15 protein-coding genes are annotated in these 16,410 nt (G+C 42.0%); 7 read left to right on the top strand and 8 right to left on the bottom strand.

All coding sequences use genetic code 11. The annotated features are described in order from the left end of the window. Window positions 1-272 precede the first annotated feature (272 nt). The 8 genes from AN214_RS19550 to AN214_RS19515 are packed head-to-tail and all read right to left on the bottom strand — an operon-like array spanning window position 273 to window position 8,558. Window positions 273-929 (bottom strand): CoA transferase subunit B, encoded by a 657-nt coding sequence (locus AN214_RS19550; protein WP_038641568.1) that lies wholly within the window; start codon window positions 927-929, stop codon window positions 273-275. Window positions 930-937: 8 nt separating this feature from the next. Then, on the bottom strand, window positions 938-1,636 hold the full coding sequence (locus AN214_RS19545; protein ID WP_054981247.1) for a CoA transferase subunit A: 699 nt from the start codon (window positions 1,634-1,636) through the stop codon (window positions 938-940). A 34-nt stretch (window positions 1,637-1,670) separates the two neighbouring features. Continuing rightward, window positions 1,671-2,570: a hydroxymethylglutaryl-CoA lyase gene (locus AN214_RS19540; protein WP_054981246.1), complete on the bottom strand. Its 900-nt coding sequence runs from the start codon at window positions 2,568-2,570 to the stop codon at window positions 1,671-1,673. Then, on the bottom strand, window positions 2,570-4,531 hold the full coding sequence (locus tag AN214_RS19535; protein ID WP_054981245.1) for an acetyl/propionyl/methylcrotonyl-CoA carboxylase subunit alpha: 1,962 nt from the start codon (window positions 4,529-4,531) through the stop codon (window positions 2,570-2,572). Before AN214_RS19535 ends, AN214_RS19540 begins: the two co-directional genes overlap by 1 nt. Before the next feature lie 11 nt (window positions 4,532-4,542). Then, window positions 4,543-5,310, bottom strand: coding sequence for an enoyl-CoA hydratase/isomerase family protein (locus AN214_RS19530; protein WP_054981244.1), 768 nt, complete (start codon window positions 5,308-5,310; stop codon window positions 4,543-4,545). A 9-nt stretch (window positions 5,311-5,319) separates the two neighbouring features. Beyond that, window positions 5,320-6,927, bottom strand: a complete 1,608-nt coding sequence (locus AN214_RS19525) for a carboxyl transferase domain-containing protein (protein ID WP_054981243.1) — start codon at window positions 6,925-6,927, stop codon at window positions 5,320-5,322. 8 nt (window positions 6,928-6,935) lie between these two features. Further along, the gene (locus AN214_RS19520) at window positions 6,936-8,111 is read right to left on the bottom strand and encodes an isovaleryl-CoA dehydrogenase (RefSeq protein ID WP_054981242.1); all 1,176 of its coding nucleotides are present in this window, start codon (window positions 8,109-8,111) and stop codon (window positions 6,936-6,938) included. Between the two features lie 48 nt (window positions 8,112-8,159). After that, complete coding sequence (locus tag AN214_RS19515) at window positions 8,160-8,558, bottom strand: MerR family DNA-binding transcriptional regulator (protein WP_010560114.1); 399 nt, start codon at window positions 8,556-8,558, stop codon at window positions 8,160-8,162. Window positions 8,559-8,847: 289 nt separating this feature from the next. Between AN214_RS19515 and AN214_RS19510 the strand changes: the two genes are divergently transcribed. The 7 genes from AN214_RS19510 to AN214_RS19480 are packed head-to-tail and all read left to right on the top strand — an operon-like array spanning window position 8,848 to window position 16,330. Beyond that, window positions 8,848-10,044 carry an acetyl-CoA C-acyltransferase gene (locus AN214_RS19510; RefSeq protein WP_054981241.1) on the top strand — a complete coding sequence of 399 codons (1,197 nt, stop codon included), beginning with the start codon at window positions 8,848-8,850 and terminating at the stop codon, window positions 10,042-10,044. 50 nt (window positions 10,045-10,094) lie between these two features. Further along, window positions 10,095-11,585, top strand: coding sequence for a CoA-acylating methylmalonate-semialdehyde dehydrogenase (locus tag AN214_RS19505; protein ID WP_054981240.1), 1,491 nt, complete (start codon window positions 10,095-10,097; stop codon window positions 11,583-11,585). Window positions 11,586-11,620: 35 nt separating this feature from the next. Then, entirely contained in the window at window positions 11,621-12,778 is a 1,158-nt protein-coding gene (locus tag AN214_RS19500; RefSeq protein WP_010560111.1) for an acyl-CoA dehydrogenase family protein, read from the top strand. A 10-nt stretch (window positions 12,779-12,788) separates the two neighbouring features. Next, window positions 12,789-13,565 (top strand): enoyl-CoA hydratase, encoded by a 777-nt coding sequence (locus AN214_RS19495; protein WP_054981239.1) that lies wholly within the window; start codon window positions 12,789-12,791, stop codon window positions 13,563-13,565. Beyond that, window positions 13,565-14,668, top strand: coding sequence for an enoyl-CoA hydratase/isomerase family protein (locus tag AN214_RS19490; protein WP_054981238.1), 1,104 nt, complete (start codon window positions 13,565-13,567; stop codon window positions 14,666-14,668). The genes AN214_RS19495 and AN214_RS19490 overlap by 1 nt, the downstream gene beginning before the upstream one ends. Window positions 14,669-14,670: 2 nt before the next feature. Beyond that, window positions 14,671-15,567, top strand: a complete 897-nt coding sequence (mmsB, locus tag AN214_RS19485; protein WP_200911148.1) for a 3-hydroxyisobutyrate dehydrogenase — start codon at window positions 14,671-14,673, stop codon at window positions 15,565-15,567. A 1-nt stretch (window position 15,568) separates the two neighbouring features. Further along, a complete protein-coding gene (locus AN214_RS19480; RefSeq protein WP_054981236.1) occupies window positions 15,569-16,330 on the top strand; it encodes an SDR family oxidoreductase in 762 nt (253 codons plus the stop codon). Window positions 16,331-16,410 lie beyond the last annotated feature (80 nt).

Below are 16,410 nucleotides of genomic sequence, written 5' to 3'. Positions count from 1 at the left end.
ACTTAAATAGCTGATCATTCTAGCGGGTTAAATATCATGCTAACTGCGTTTGAATTTATCAATGTAGAACAACTACATAAGAAAAATTCAGCCTTGTTATCATTTCATTTATCCAGCGCTACCTCTGATCACATACTTAACAGAATTGGTATAATTTATTAAGTCGTTTTGTCGATAGGGTTAAAAGAAAAAACCCCTCAATTGAGGGGTTTTTGTTGGGTTTCTCAGTGTTCATTACACCGGGAATGAGGAACTGTTATTGTGTAAGCGGTTTACACTGTCATCTCAGGAATATCACCTTCAACGATTAATTTACCAGCCGTTTTACTGATAATTTCATCAACGCTTACACCTGGTGCGCGTTCTAACAAATAAAATGCACCGTCTTTAACTTCTAACACGGCTAAATCGGTTACGATTTTCTTAACGCAGTTTACGCCTGTCAGTGGTAACGTGCATGATTCTAGTAACTTTGATTCACCGTGTTTATTGGCGTGGGTCATGGTAACGACAATATTTTTTGCACCTGCCACTAAATCCATTGCGCCACCCATGCCTTTAACAAGCTTTTTAGGGATCATCCAAGAAGCAATATTTCCTTGCTGATCAACCTCAAAGGCGCCAAGTACTGTTAAATCTACATGACCACCGCGGATCATTGCAAAGCTTTCGGCACTATTAAATATTGCCGCACCTGTGGCTGCTGTAACGGTTTCTTTACCCGCGTTGATCATATCCGCATCAACTTGGTCACGAGTAGGGTATGGACCCATACCTAACAGACCATTTTCAGACTGCAGCATGACTTCCATACCATCGGGTACATAGTTAGCAACCAAGGTAGGAATACCAATGCCTAAATTAACGTAATAACCGTCTTGTAGTTCTTGTGCAACGCGCATTGCAACTTGTTCTCTTGATAACGCCATGTTGCCTCCTAGTTTTTTGTAGTTACACGTTCGATGCGTTTTTCAAAGTTACCTTTAATTACGCGGTTAACATAAATGCCTGGGGTATGGATTTCACTTGGTGCTAGTTCACCTGGCTCAACAATCTCTTCAACTTCAGCTACTGTGATTTTCCCTGCTGTTGCGGCCATAGGGTTAAAGTTCATTGCCGTGTGACGAAACACTAAGTTACCGTAGCGATCTGCTTTCCACGCTTTAACAATGGCAAATTCACCGGTAATAGACTCTTCAAGAATATACGGGCGACCATCAAACCCTTTTACTTCTTTGCCTTCAGCTACAGGTGTACCGTAACCCGTTGCGGTATAAAACGCTGGAATACCCGCACCGCCAGCGCGCATTTTTTCAGCGAGCGTACCTTGTGGCGTGAGTTCAACTTCAATTTCACCGTTTAGTAACTGCTGTTCAAAAATCGCATTTTCACCAACGTATGATGCGATGATCTTTTTAATTTGCTTATCGTGTAATAAAATACCTAAGCCAAAATCATCTACACCACAGTTATTTGAAACCACGGTAAGATCAGTAGTTTTTCTACGTTTAATTTCTGCGATTAAGCCCTCTGGAATACCACATAAGCCAAATCCGCCTGCGATAACAGTATCGCCGTCTTTAATGCCTTCAAGTGCGTCTTGATAATTGTCGACGACCTTATTAAAACCTGCCATAAAATTCTCCTGAACGAGTAGGGCGAGAAATCGGTTAAGTTAATTTGGCTTTTAATGCCAGTGAAACTTTACTTGTTGGTTGTTTATTTAATGCTTCACTAATTTGCCAACCTGCTTGGGCTAGCATTTCTAAATCAATTCCATGCTCAATGCCAAGTCCATTAAGCATATAAATTAAATCCTCAGTGGCAAGATTTCCTGACGCACCAGCGGCATAAGGGCAGCCACCAAGGCCTGCAACTGCGCTGTCCACTGTTTTAATGCCCATATTAAGCGCGGTATATACGTTAGCAAGCGCTTGTCCGTAAGTGTCATGGAAGTGTACAGCTAACTTGTCAGCTGAAACTTGCTCAAGTAGAGCGTTTAATAATTGTTCGGTAGAATGCGGTGTGCCTACACCTATGGTGTCACCAAGTGATACTTCGTAACAACCCATAGCTAAAAGCTTTTTGGTTACTTTTACAACAGCATCAAGGCTAACATCACCATCGTAGGGGCAACCCATAACACACGATACATAGCCGCGAACTGGAATATTATGTTGCTTAGCAAAATCCATCACAGGTTGAAAACGTGTTATAGATTCCTCAATCGAACAATTAATGTTTTTCTGAGTAAATGCTTCACTGGCTGCTGTGAATATCGCAAATTCATTGGCACCTGCATTAAATGCAAGCTCAGCGCCTTTTAAGTTAGGTGTAAGTGCACTGAATGTGGTGAGCTCACTTTTATCAATTAGGGCTAACACATCGCTAGAATCCGCCATTTGTGGCACCCACTTGGGTGACACAAATGAGCCGGCTTCAAGATGCTTAACACCGGCTTTTGCAAGGGCATTAATGAGCATTACTTTATCTTGGGTTGAAACCGCGCTTTCATTTTGCAGGCCATCGCGAGCACCCACTTCAACTACTTGTACAAACTTTGGTTGCATTACGCTTCCTCAACTTTAGCAAGTAGGTCACCGTGCGATACAAGGTCGCCTTCAGCAAAATAAAATTGGCTTAACTGACCATCAAATGGTGCCGTTAAGGTGTATTCCATTTTCATTGCTTCAATAATGATTACTGCATCACCTTGTTTAAGGTTATCGCCTACGCTTGCTACTTGTTTTACTACTGTTCCATTAAGTGGTGCTTGTAGACTATTACCATCGTTTTGCTTTTCAGCCACATAATGCTTACTTTTTAAAGCAAACTGGTGGGTGTTACCACTGTGCATAATCGCAATAGACTGCTCATCTAATACAAACTTCGCCGTGTGTTTTTCACCGTTGATAAACGCGGTGAGGTTATTACCGTTAAAATCGGCATTTACCGCAAAGTGTGCATCATCGTAAACCAAGGTCATAGCATCGTTATTACGTTGACATTCAAGATTAAAATCAATAAATGGCAAGGTGTAATGATTACTTTCGTTTAAGCTAAATGCGGTGAGTGTATTCCAAGGCGATGTACTTGTTTGACAGATATTTGCATTAATATAAACAAGCGCCGCCATGAGTAATTGTAGAGTCTGTTCTTGTTCATCTTTTTGCGTTAGTTCATTAATGTGATCATCAATAAAATGGGTGCTAGTTGGGCTTTCGATAAAACTCGGGTGATTTGCTAAGGTATGCAAAAAGCTCACATTAGTCGCAACACCTGAAATTGCTGTTTTCTCAAGAGCGAGTGATAGCTGACGTAACGCAACTTTACGGTTTGCACCATGCACAATCAGTTTTGCAATCATTGGATCGTAAAATGCTGAGATTTCCGAACCTTCAATCACACCCGTATCGATTCTAACCGCTGATAGCTCACATGCATGCTCATTTGGCATATCAAACAGCGTTAATACACCTGAAGATGGCATAAAGTCATCACTTGGTTCTTCTGCATAAATACGCGCTTCAAAGGCATGGCCTGAAATAGCCACTTGGTTTTGATCAAGCGGTAACGGCTCGTTACTTGCTACTGCTAGCTGCCATTCTACTAAATCTTGACCTACCACACATTCAGTAACAGGGTGCTCTACTTGCAAGCGAGTATTCATCTCCATAAAGAAGAATTCATCGCCACACAATAAGAATTCAACGGTACCTGCGCCTTTATAGTTAATTTTTTTGGCGCAGCGTACCGCCGCTTCTCCCATTTCTTTACGAAGCTCAGCACTTAAACCTGGTGCTGGAGCCTCTTCAATCACTTTTTGATGACGGCGTTGTAATGTACAGTCGCGGTCGCCTAAATAAATACAGTTACCGAAGTTATCAGCAAATACTTGTACTTCTACGTGACGTGGCGATTCAACATAGCGTTCAATCAGAACTTTATCGTTGCCAAAGCCTGCAAGTGCTTCACGCTTTGCACCTTCTAACTCTTTGTTAAATGATGCGCTATCGCGCACCACACGCATACCTTTACCGCCACCGCCATAAGTCGCTTTAATTAAAACTGGAAAGCCAACTTTCTCAGCTTCTGCAAGTAAAAAGGCTGGGTCTTGGTTCTCACCATAATAACCGGGTACAAGTGGCACATTGGCTTCAAACATCAGCTCTTTAGAGCGTGATTTTGAGCCCATTGCGTTAATTGCGTCACTACTTGGGCCGATAAAAATAATATTGTTCTGCTCGCACTTATCAGCAAAATGCGTATTTTCTGATAAAAAGCCATAGCCTGGGTGAATAGCATTTACGCCAGCTTTAAGCGCGACGTTTATAATTTTATCGCCATCTAAATATGATTCACGACTTGGTGCTGCGCCAATATGGTAGGCTTCATCTGCTGCTTTTACATGCTCTGCATGAATATCAGCGTCAGAATAAACCGCAACTGTCTTAATGCCTAAACGACGTGCTGTTTTGATAATGCGACATGCAATTTCACCGCGGTTTGCTATTAAAAGTTTATTAATCATGGTGATGCTCTCTATTGCCAGCTTGGTTTACGTTTATCAAAAAAGGCTTGCAGACCTTCTTGTCCTTCATCCGATACACGAATTTGGGCAATACGCTCTGCGGTCAGTTGTCGTAAATCGTTATCAATCGGTTTGTTTGCTACATCACAAATCAATTGTTTTGCTTGCTTTGTCGCCTCAGGTCCGTTTTGTAAAATTGCATGAAGTAGGGTGTCGAGTGTATCTTCGGGTGAATTTGACACTTCATGCACTAAACCAAGGGTAAGTGCTTTATCGGCAAAGAATACTTCGGCAGTTTGAAAATAACGGCGTGCTTGTCGCTCACCAATTGCATTTATGACATACGGGCTAATAACTGCTGGAATAAGGCCCAGTTTTACTTCGCTTAGGCAAAATTTTGCTTTTTCATCAGCCACAGCAATATCACAACAGGCAATTAAACCTAGGGCACCACCAAAAGCCGCGCCTTGCACTAAACATAGGGTAGGCACTTTGGTTTCAAACAGTACTTGCATTAAACGGGCAAGTTCCATTGAATCCGCGACGTTATCTTTAAACGTATTCGACACCATGGATTTCATCCAGTTTAGATCAGCACCTGCACTGAAATGCTTGCCTTCGCCTTTTAATACTAACGCGCGAATATCCAATGTGTTGGCATATTCAATTTGTTGAATTAGTTGTGCGATGGTGTGTGCGTCAAATGCGTTATGTACTTCGCTGCGTTCAATTGTAAGGGTCGCAACTTTTTGTTTTGTTATTGTTAAGGTTACAGACATCTCTTACTCCTACATTCTAAATACGCCGAACTTCGATTCTTGCTCTGGTGCATTTTTCGCTGCACTTAAGGCAAGTCCGAGTACGTTTCGTGTTTCAGCAGGGTCGATGATGCCATCATCCCATAATCGTGCACTGGCATAATACGGATGACCTTGTTCTTCATACTGCGCAATGATTGGCTTTTTAAATGCGGCAACTTCATCGTCGCTCATTGCAAGGCCTTTGCGTTTTAAACCATCTTGTTTTACTTGGGTTAATACACCAGCGGCTTGTTCGCCACCCATTACTGAAATACGTGCATTTGGCCACATCCACATCATAGTTGGTTCAAATGCGCGGCCACACATACCATAGTTTCCTGCACCGTAAGAGCCACCAATTAAAATAGTAAATTTAGGCACATCGGCGCAGCTCACAGCTGTTACCATTTTCGCGCCGTGTTTCGCAATGCCTTCAGCTTCGTATTTTTTACCTACCATAAAGCCGGTAATATTTTGTAAAAACACCAATGGAATATTGCGCTGGGCACAAAGTTGAATAAAATGCGCGCCTTTTTGCGCTGATTCTGAGAAAAGAATACCGTTGTTGGCAACAATGCCTACAGGCATACCAAAAATCTCAGCAAAGCCAGTAACTAAGGTTTCGCCAAAGTACTGTTTAAATTCATCAAACGATGAATCATCGACAACACGGGCAATGACTTCACGAACATCAAATGGTTTTTTAAGGTCGGTACCAACAATGCCGTAAATTTCTTTCGCATCATAACGCGGTGCTTTGAAATTTGTTAAAATTGGTGCGGTAGGGCGTGTATGGTTTAAGCGCGATACACATTGGCGTGCAATTGAAAGGGCATGCTCATCATTTTCTGCGTAGTGATCGGCAACACCGGATGTTTTACAGTGCACATCAGCGCCGCCAAGCTCTTCAGCTGATACTTCTTCACCGGTTGCTGCTTTTACAAGAGGCGGACCTGCTAAAAAGATAGTGCCTTGTTCTTTTACGATAATACTCTCATCTGCCATTGCTGGCACATAAGCACCACCTGCGGTGCATAAACCCATTACCACAGCAATTTGCGGAATGCCTTTTGCTGACATACGGCTTTGATTATAGAAAATACGGCCAAAGTGCAGTTTATCTGGAAATACCTCGTCTTGCTCAGGCAGGTTAGCACCGCCTGAATCAACAAGATAAATACACGGTAAATGACAACGCTCTGCAATTTCTTGTGCACGCAGGTGTTTTTTTACCGTAATAGGGAAGTAGGTACCGCCTTTAACCGTTGCATCGTTTGCGATAATCATACATTCAACGCCTTTAACGCGCCCAATGCCTGCTACTACGCCAGCGCATGGGATTTGCTCTGGATACACCCCAAAAGCTGCAAATTGCGAGACTTCTAAAAACGGTGAGCCTTCGTCTAATAAACAATTAATGCGGTCACGGACAAATAACTTACCGCGACCACGATGACGTTCAACCAAGCGCTCGCCGCCACCTTGGGTAATTTCCTGGGTTTTAGCTTTTAAGTCATCAACAAGTGCCTGCATTGATTCAGCTTTTGCTAAAAAGTCTGAATCAAGCGGGTTAATATTTGAAGTTAAAATGGTCATGGCACTTCCTATTTACTTTCGTTAAATAGTTCACGACCAATCAACATACGGCGAATTTCAGATGTACCTGCACCAATTTCATAAAGTTTTGCGTCACGCAGTAATCGGCCTGTGGCATATTCATTGATGTAGCCATTTCCACCTAGAATTTGAATTGCATCAAGTGCCATTTTGGTAGCCAGCTCTGCGGCATATAAAATGGCACCAGCGGCATCTTTACGGGTTGTTTCGCCACGATCACATGCTTTTGCAACGGTATAAACATAAGAGCGCGCGGCATTCATTTGCGTATACATATCAGCAATCTTGCCTTGAATTAACTGGAAGTTACCAATTTCAGTATTAAACTGTTTACGCTCATGAATATAAGGTACCACAATGTCCATACATGCCTGCATAATACCAAGCGGACCACCGGCTAAAACAACACGTTCGTAATCAAGGCCACTCATTAGCACTTTTACGCCTTGGTTTAATTCGCCAAGAATGTTTTCTGCTGGTACTTCACAATCTTCAAACACAAGCTCGCACGTGTTTGAGCCACGCATACCTAATTTATCGAGTTTTTGTGCTTGGCTAAAACCAGGGTATGATTTTTCAACGATGAAGGCTGTAATGCCTTTAGGGCCAGCTTCTAAATCTGTTTTTGCGTAAATAACAAAGGTATCTGCATCTGGACCATTGGTGATCCACATTTTATTACCGTTAAGAATGTATTTATCGCCACGCTTTTCGGCTTTTAAACGCATTGAAACAACGTCTGAACCAGAATTTGGCTCACTCATAGCAAGTGCACCAATGTGTTCACCTGAAATAAGTTTTGGTAAATATTTTTCTTTTTGCGCTTGGTTACCGTTACGGGCAATTTGGTTTACACATAAATTTGAATGTGCACCGTAGCTTAAACCAATAGACGCACTAGCACGGCTAATTTCTTCCATTGCAATTACGTGTTCAAGGTAACCTAGGTTTGAGCCGCCAAACTCTTCATCAACGGTTAAGCCCAATAAACCCATTTCACCAAATTTTGGCCAAAGTTCATTTGGAAACATATTGTCAATATCAGTTTTTTCTGCGAGTGGGGCAATTTCGTTGGTTGCAAAACTATTTACGTGGTCACGGATCATGTCGGCTGTTTCACCAAGACCAAAATTTAATTCTTTATAAAGAGAAACGGTGCTCATTGTGTGTATCCTATTGATGTGTTGTTGCCATAAGGTGTGATTATTATTTTAAGCGTCGTCTAGGTTTTTAAGTGTGTCACGACAGCGTCGTTCAGCGGTAACCAGTTCCATTAAAACAACTTTAATGTCATCCATTTGCTGTTCTAGATGTGCTTTTTTATCAGAGATTAGCTCAAGCATAATTTTAAGTTGAGTTGCACTTGATTTGTCGGCATCATACAGCTCGAACAAACGGCCTGTTTCAGCTAGCGTAAATCCTAGGCGTTTACCTCGTAAGATCAGTTTTAAACGCACTTTGTCGCGTTTACTATAGATACGTGTTTGCCCTTGACGGCGGGGCGTAACCAGACCTTGGTCTTCATAAAAACGAATGCTTCTAGTTGTTATGTCAAATTCTTTTGCTAGTTCGCTAATACTAAAGGTCTGTTCTGTATTTTCTGTACTCATCTAAACTACACCTCATTAATTTGGTAATTAACTATAAGTGAAGTTTACGTAAAGGTAAAGCTGCATGCTTGGGAGAGGGTATTTATCTACCACAATTAGTCCAAGGTATATGCAGTAAATATTGTGTCGCCAACAATATACACCGAGCTTTACCGCCTTAATTTCATTACATAGTTGCCATTCATTGTCATTATTTCTTAACACTATAAAAGGTATGACATCTAGATTTACGTTTGCGTAAACGTAATTTTTATGTATGCTGAAAACATATAAATTTTGGAGATAACAAATGTCTGTTGAAAATTCTCAAATCGATCCGGTAGTAATTGTGAGTGCAAAACGCACTGCAATGGGCGGTTTTATGGGTGCTTTATCATCGGTAAATGCAACTGATTTAGGTGCTACAGCTATTAAAAGTAGTATTGAAAGCTGTGATTTAAACGCTGATATCATCGACGAAGTCATTATGGGCTGCGTATTACCTGCAGGTCTTGGCCAAGCTCCTGCACGTCAAGCAATGATAAAAGCAGGGCTTAATTTAGCAACAGGCGCAACAACTATTAATAAAGTATGCGGTTCAGGCTTAAAAGCAGCAATGTTAGCCCATGACTTAATTAAAGCAGACAGCGTTAACGTTGCCGTTGCTGGCGGTATGGAAAGCATGAGTAATGCACCTTACTTCTTACCAAAAGCACGTGGCGGTTTCCGTATGGGCCATGGTGAAATTAAAGATCATATGATGGCCGATGGTTTAGAAGATGCATACGACAACAAAGCAATGGGCTGTTTTGCACAAGAAACAGCTGATAAGTATGGCTTAACTCGTGATGATATGGATACATTTGCAATTTCATCACTTTCTAAAGCCAACGCTGCAATTGAAAGTGGCGCATTTGAAGCTGAAATTGCGCCACATACCTATTCAAGCCGTAAAGGTGATGTGACAGTAGCAATTGATGAGCAGCCAGGTAATGCGCGCCCTGAGAAAATACCAAGCTTACGTGCTGCATTTGCAAAAGATGGCACCATCACAGCGGCAAACTCATCGTCAATTTCTGACGGTGCAGCGTCACTTGTTTTAATGAAAGCGTCAAAAGCAGCAGAACTTGGTTTAACACCTCTTTGTGAAATTAAGGCACATGCGACAAATTCACATATTCCTGCTGAATTTACGACAGCGCCAATTGGTGCGATGGAAAAAGTGTTAGATAAAGCGGGCTGGTCAAAAGAAGACGTTGACCTTTGGGAAATAAACGAAGCATTTGCCATGGTAACCATGCTTGCTATTAACGAAATGCAACTTGATAACAATAAAGTAAACGTGAATGGCGGTGCATGTGCACTTGGTCACCCAATTGGTGCCAGTGGCGCGCGTATTTTAGTAACGCTTATTCATGCACTAAAAAACCGCGGCCTAAATAAAGGCGTTGCATCACTGTGTATTGGTGGTGGTGAAGCGGTCGCAATGGCAATCGAAGTAAAATAATTAAAAATTAAAGGCGCGTTAATGCGCCTTTTTTATTGGGGAGAAGAATAATGGTAAAGGTTCCTTTATATATTAATGGCGAAATGCGCCAATCGGGATCAAATGAATGGTTAGATGTTGTAAACCCAGCTAATCAAGAAGTACTAGCGCAAGTGCCATTGGCAACAGATAGTGAAATTGATGAAGCAATTGCCTCTGCTAAAGAAACGTTTAAAACGTGGAAAGATGTTCCAGTAACAGAGCGTGCACGTATTATGATGCGTTACGCAGCACTTTTAAAAGAACACCATGACGAACTAGCAACGATTATTTGCCACGAATTAGGCAAAACCTTTGAAGATGCTAAAGGTGATGTGTGGCGTGGTATTGAAGTTGTTGAACAAGCAGCTAACGCGCCAGCATTAATGATGGGTGAAACCGTTGAAAACGTCGCGCGTAATATCGATACTTATTCGTACATGCAGCCACTCGGTGTGTGTGCAGGTATTACTCCATTTAACTTTCCTGCGATGATCCCACTTTGGATGTTCCCAATGGCGATTGTTTGCGGTAATACTTTTATTTTAAAACCGTCTGAGCAAGATCCGCTTACACCAATGCGTTTAGTTGAATTGTTTGAAGAAGCTGGCGCACCTAAAGGTGTATTACAGGTTATTCATGGTACAAAACACCAAGTAGACCGTATTTTAGATGAGCCAAGTGTACGTGCAATTTCATTTGTTGGTTCATGTGGTGTTGGTGAATACATCTATTCACGTGGTACAGCGAATCTTAAGCGTGTTCAAGCATGTGTTGGCGCTAAAAACCACATGGTAATTATGCCTGATGCGAAAAAAGAGCGTGCTATTTCAAACCTTGTTGGTGCATCAGTTGGTGCGGCTGGTCAGCGCTGTATGGGTATTTCAGTTGCTGTATTTGTTGGTCAATCAAAAGAGTGGATTAACGAATTAAAAGAAGAATTTACTAAAGTACGCCCTGGTGTTTGGAACGACCCAGAAGCTGCCTATGGCCCACAAACATCGCCACAAGCAAAAGCACGTATTTTATCAATTATCGAAAGTGGTAAAGCGCAAGGTGCAACCTGTTTAATTGACGGCTCTGAATTTGTTGTTGAAGGTTATGACAAAGGTAACTGGGTGGGCCCAACGTTATTTACTGATGTAACGCGCGAAATGGACTTATACAAAGAAGAAATTTTCGGCCCTGTGCTTGCGTGTATTTGCGTTGATACGCTTGATGAAGCAATCCAAATCATCAACGAAAGCCCATACGGTAATGGTACATCTCTATTTACTGCTTGCGGTGCTGCAGCACGTAAATTCCAACATGACATTGAAGTAGGCCAAGTAGGTATTAATGTGCCAATTCCGGTACCACTGCCGTTTTTCTCATTTACGGGTTGGAAAGGCTCATTCTACGGCGACCAACACACCTATGGTAAACAAGGTGTTCGCTTTTACACTGAGACTAAAACAATTACTGCACGCTGGTTTGAAGATGATATCGCAACCGGTCCAAATATGAGTATCAACCTACGATAAGGCATTTGCCTTATCTGCCGTTCAAAGGGGTGACTATGAATTTTAATCTAACTGAAGATCAACAAGCGTTTGCAGAAACCGCTAAACAGTTTGCTATGAGTGAATTATTGCCAAATGCGGGCAAGTGGGATCAAGAACATATTTTTCCAAAAGACGTAATCCAAAAAGCGGGGGAACTAGGATTCTGTGGTTTATATACGCCAGAAGAAGCTGGCGGTCTTGGTTTATCGCGTCTTGATTCGAGCATTATCTTCGAGCAGTTGGCAATGGGCTGCACGGCAACGACTGCCATGTTAACCATTCACAATATGGCTACCTGGATGATTGCAAGTTTTGGTACTGACGAAGTTAAAGCGCAGTATTGTGATGAACTTGTGATGGGTCAATTGTTAGCATCGTACTGTTTAACAGAACCTGGTTCAGGTTCTGATGCAGCATCACTTAAAACCAAAGCGGTTTTAGAAGGTGATGAGTATGTGATTTCTGGCTCTAAAATGTTCATTTCAGGCGCTGGTGAAACTGATTTATTAGTGGTAATGGCGCGCACTGGTGAAGACGGACCAAAAGGTATTTCGGCGTTTGTTGTTGATGCAAATGCTGCTGGTATTGAATACGGTAAAGCAGAAGAGAAAATGGGTTGGAACGCGCAACCTACACGTCTTATTTCGTTTGATGGTGTGCGTATCCCAAAACAAAACTTACTTGGTCAAGAAGGCGAAGGCTTTAAATTTGCCATGATGGGTTTAGATGGCGGCCGTATTAATATCGCGACCTGTTCAATTGGTACTGCGCAGCAAGCACTTAATACAGCAAAAGAATATATGCTTGAGCGCAAGCAATTTGGCAAACCATTAGCAGCATTCCAAGCGCTGCAATTTAAACTTGCTGACATGAACACTGAGCTTGTGGCTGCCCGCCAAATGGTTCGCCTTGCTGCATTTAAATTGGATGAAAAAGATCCTGAACGCACTACATATTGTGCTATGGCAAAACGTTATGCAACCGATGTTGGCTTTAAAGTATGTGACGATGCACTGCAACTTCACGGTGGCTATGGTTATATCAAAGAATACCCGTTAGAGCGCCATTTCCGTGATGTACGTGTACACCAAATTTTAGAAGGCACAAATGAGATTATGCGCCTGATTATTGGTCGTCGTATTTTAGCTGAAGGTTCACAAGAGATTCTGTAAGGAGAGCACAATGAGCGCACAAATCAAATTATCGATTGAAGGGCATGTCGCAGTTGTTACTATGTCTAATCCACCGGCAAATACGTGGACTAAAGAAACGCTTACACAACTGCGTGATATGGTTGAAGACCTTAATAACAATAAAGATGTGTATTCGCTTGTGATCACCGGTGAAGGTGAAAAATTCTTCTCAGCGGGTGCAGACTTAAACTTATTTGCAAGTGGCGATAAAGGCGTAGCCGCTGAAATGTCGATTATTTTTGGCCAGGCGTTTGAGGCATTAAGTAATTTCCGTGGCGTATCAATTGCTGCGATTAATGGTTATGCCATGGGGGGCGGTTTAGAAGTAGCGCTTGCTTGTGACTTACGCATTGCTGAAGATCAAGCACAAATGGCATTGCCAGAAGCTAAAGTGGGTTTATTACCTTGTGCTGGCGGGACACAAAACCTTGCATGGCTTGTTGGTGAAGGCTGGGCGAAACGCATGATTTTATGTGGTGAGCGTTTAACTGCAGAAAAAGCCCATAATATTGGCCTTGTTGAAGAAGTGGTTGGCAAAGGTAAAGCATTTGATAAAGCAATGGCGCTTGCAAAACAAGTTGAGGAACAAAGTCCAACTTCCGTTTCTGCGTGTAAATCACTGATCCAACATAGCCGCTCAGGCACTATGAGTTCTGCCTTACCACTTGAGCGCGAACTTTTCATCAATCTTTTTGATACGCAAGATCAAAAAGAGGGCGTAAATGCCTTTTTAGAAAAACGCAAAGCAAACTGGGTGAACGGCTAATGGCTGTTGTTACGTTTGAAACAAAAAATACCGATAACGGCTTTGTTATCGGTATCGCAACCTTAAACGTTGAAAAGGCACTGAATGCGCTTAATCTTGAAATGATTGAGCTACTTTATAACCAGCTGCTTGATTGGCAAAGTGATGAAGACGTTAGCATGGTGCTGTTACAAGGTGCGGGCGATAAAGCGTTTTGCGCCGGTGGTGATGTAGTTACCTTGTTCAATGCAATGCATACCGGCGAGCCAAGCGATTACATCGAGACGTTTTTCACTAAAGAGTATCGTTTAGATTACCTTATCCATAATTATGCAAAACCACTCTGTGTGTGGGGTAACGGCATTATTATGGGTGGCGGGCTTGGTTTAATGGCTGGTGCATCTCACCGTGTGTTAACTGAATCATCGCGTATCGCTATGCCTGAAATTACCATTGGTTTATACCCAGATGTCGGAGGCAGCTATTTTCTAAATAAAATGCCAACGCAAGTAGGCTTATTTTTAGGATTAACCGGTGCATCGGTGAATGCCCAAGATGCGCTTTATATTGGTTTAGGCGATACGGTAATTGAGCATCACTTTAAAAGTGAGCTAATAGATTCACTCATAAGCACAAAGTGGTCAACCAATGCTGATGAAAACCATCAAGCATTAAGTCATTTATTAACAGCGTTTAATGCGAAAAGTGATATTAACCTGCCAGCCAATGTTGAATCGCACAACGCAGTATTTGCTGCAATGGCAGAAGTCGAGCAGCTTGTTGATAAGGTAGATGCCATTTTATCGTTTGAAACAGACGATAAATGGTTAACACGTGCGCAAAAAGGTCTTTCACATGGTAGCCCACTGAGTGCACATCTAGTATATCAACAGCTTAATCGTGCAAATGGCTTATCACTCAAAGCCTGTTTTCAAATGGAGCTAGGTATGAGCGTACGTTGTGGTCAACTTGGTGAATTCAGAGAAGGTGTGCGCGCATTACTGATTGAAAAAGACAATACGCCTAAATGGCAATTTGACGCCATCAGCAATGTAGATAGCGATGTGATTGAGTCATTCTTTAATGTTGAGTGGCCAAACGGGCATCCACTAACGGATTTATAGGAATAATCATGGCAAATATTGGATTTATTGGTTTAGGTAATATGGGCGGCCCAATGGCTGCAAACCTTGTTAAAGCGGGTCATGCAGTTACGGTATTTGATTTAAATGATTCAGCAGTGTCTGAACTAGTTGAAAAAGGTGCTAATAGCGCCACAACAGCCTTAGCATGCGCGGAAGAGAAAGACTTTGTCATTACCATGCTACCTGCTGGCAAGCACGTTAAGTCTATTTATTTAGATGAAAACGGTGTTGGCGCTGCGCTTACAAATAATACACAAGTGATTGATTGCAGCACCATTGATGCAGATACGGCTAAATTTGTTGCAAGCGAACTTGCCAAACGTGGCGTTAGTTTTGTAGATGCACCTGTTTCTGGTGGCGTAGCGGGCGCAACAAATGGCACATTAACCTTTATTGTTGGCGGCAGTGTTACTGAATTTGAAAATGCTAAAACCGTACTAACTGATATGGGCAAAAACATTTTTCATGCGGGCGACCACGGTGCAGGTCAGGTAGCTAAAATCTGTAATAACATGCTACTTGCTATTTTAATGGCCGGAACCAGCGAAGCACTTCAAATGGGTATCGATAATGGTCTTGATCCTAAAGTTTTGTCAGACATTATGCTGCAAAGTTCTGGCCGTAACTGGACGTTAGAATTATATAACCCTTGCCCGAATGTGCTTGAAAATGTGCCAAGCTCAAACGACTATAAAGGTGGCTTTATGGTTGATTTAATGGCGAAAGATCTTGGCCTTGCTATGGATACTGCAAACAGCAGTCAATCAAATGTACCACTTGGCCGTTTATCCCAAAGCTTATATCAGTTAATGCAAAACCAAGAGATGGGTAATCTCGATTTCTCTTCAATCTTTAAGTTGTTTAATAAGGATTCATAATATGCAAGTAAATGGTAAAACCATTGTTATTACCGGAGGTGCGCAAGGTTTAGGGCTTGCGATGGCAAAACATTTTGCAGATAAAGGCGCGAGTATTGCCCTTATTGATATGCAAGAAGAGATGCTTGCAAATGCGAAATCTGAATTAGGCACCACAACGGGCGTTATTCGCACTTACGTATGTAATGTAACGCAAGAGCAAGAAGTTGAAGACACCTTTAACCAAATTAATAGCGATTTTGGTCAGATTGATGGCTTAGTAAATAACGCAGGCATTTTACGTGACGGTTTATTTTTAAAAGTTAAAGAAGGCAAAGTGGCCAAAAAAATGTCACTAGAGCAGTTCCAATCGGTCATTGACGTTAATCTAACAGGTGTATTTCTGTGTGGCCGTGAAGCGGCAAACCATATGGTTAATAACGGGAATAAAGGCGTTATTATTAATATGTCGAGTGTAGCGCGCGCAGGCAATATGGGACAAACTAATTACGCAGCATCAAAAGCGGGCGTTGTAGCAATGACTACTACTTGGGCACGCGAACTAGGCCGTTATGGTATTCGTGTGGCTGCGATTGCACCAGGAGTTATTCGCACTGCCATGACAGATGCAATGAAACCTGAAGCGAAAGAGCGTTTACTTAAAATGAAGCCTGTTGGTCGTTTAGGTGAAGCAGATGAAATCGCACATACAGCAAACTTTATTTTTGAAAATGAGTTTGTAACTGGCCGCGTTATGGAAATTGATGGTGGTATCACTTTCTAACCATTAAAGCGCGTTTAAATCTAAAAACGAGTGGTCTTTCACTCGTTTTTTTCTTTATAATCAATAAAAACACAGTTTAT

The organism is Pseudoalteromonas sp. P1-9 (genome assembly GCF_001399975.1).
Taxonomy (GTDB): domain Bacteria; phylum Pseudomonadota; class Gammaproteobacteria; order Enterobacterales; family Alteromonadaceae; genus Pseudoalteromonas.
This window is presented reverse-complemented; position numbering and strand designations above follow the sequence as displayed.

Coding starts and splice junctions, on each gene's coding strand:
- AN214_RS19550 (WP_038641568.1), bottom strand. CDS start 929: ATGGCGTTATCAAGAGAACAAGTTGCAATGCGCGTTGCACAAGAACTA.
- AN214_RS19545 (WP_054981247.1), bottom strand. CDS start 1,636: ATGGCAGGTTTTAATAAGGTCGTCGACAATTATCAAGACGCACTTGAA.
- AN214_RS19540 (WP_054981246.1), bottom strand. CDS start 2,570: ATGCAACCAAAGTTTGTACAAGTAGTTGAAGTGGGTGCTCGCGATGGC.
- AN214_RS19535 (WP_054981245.1), bottom strand. CDS start 4,531: ATGATTAATAAACTTTTAATAGCAAACCGCGGTGAAATTGCATGTCGC.
- AN214_RS19530 (WP_054981244.1), bottom strand. CDS start 5,310: ATGTCTGTAACCTTAACAATAACAAAACAAAAAGTTGCGACCCTTACA.
- AN214_RS19525 (WP_054981243.1), bottom strand. CDS start 6,927: ATGACCATTTTAACTTCAAATATTAACCCGCTTGATTCAGACTTTTTA.
- AN214_RS19520 (WP_054981242.1), bottom strand. CDS start 8,111: ATGAGCACCGTTTCTCTTTATAAAGAATTAAATTTTGGTCTTGGTGAA.
- AN214_RS19515 (WP_010560114.1), bottom strand. CDS start 8,558: ATGAGTACAGAAAATACAGAACAGACCTTTAGTATTAGCGAACTAGCA.
- AN214_RS19510 (WP_054981241.1), top strand. CDS start 8,848: ATGTCTGTTGAAAATTCTCAAATCGATCCGGTAGTAATTGTGAGTGCA.
- AN214_RS19505 (WP_054981240.1), top strand. CDS start 10,095: ATGGTAAAGGTTCCTTTATATATTAATGGCGAAATGCGCCAATCGGGA.
- AN214_RS19500 (WP_010560111.1), top strand. CDS start 11,621: ATGAATTTTAATCTAACTGAAGATCAACAAGCGTTTGCAGAAACCGCT.
- AN214_RS19495 (WP_054981239.1), top strand. CDS start 12,789: ATGAGCGCACAAATCAAATTATCGATTGAAGGGCATGTCGCAGTTGTT.
- AN214_RS19490 (WP_054981238.1), top strand. CDS start 13,565: ATGGCTGTTGTTACGTTTGAAACAAAAAATACCGATAACGGCTTTGTT.
- AN214_RS19480 (WP_054981236.1), top strand. CDS start 15,569: ATGCAAGTAAATGGTAAAACCATTGTTATTACCGGAGGTGCGCAAGGT.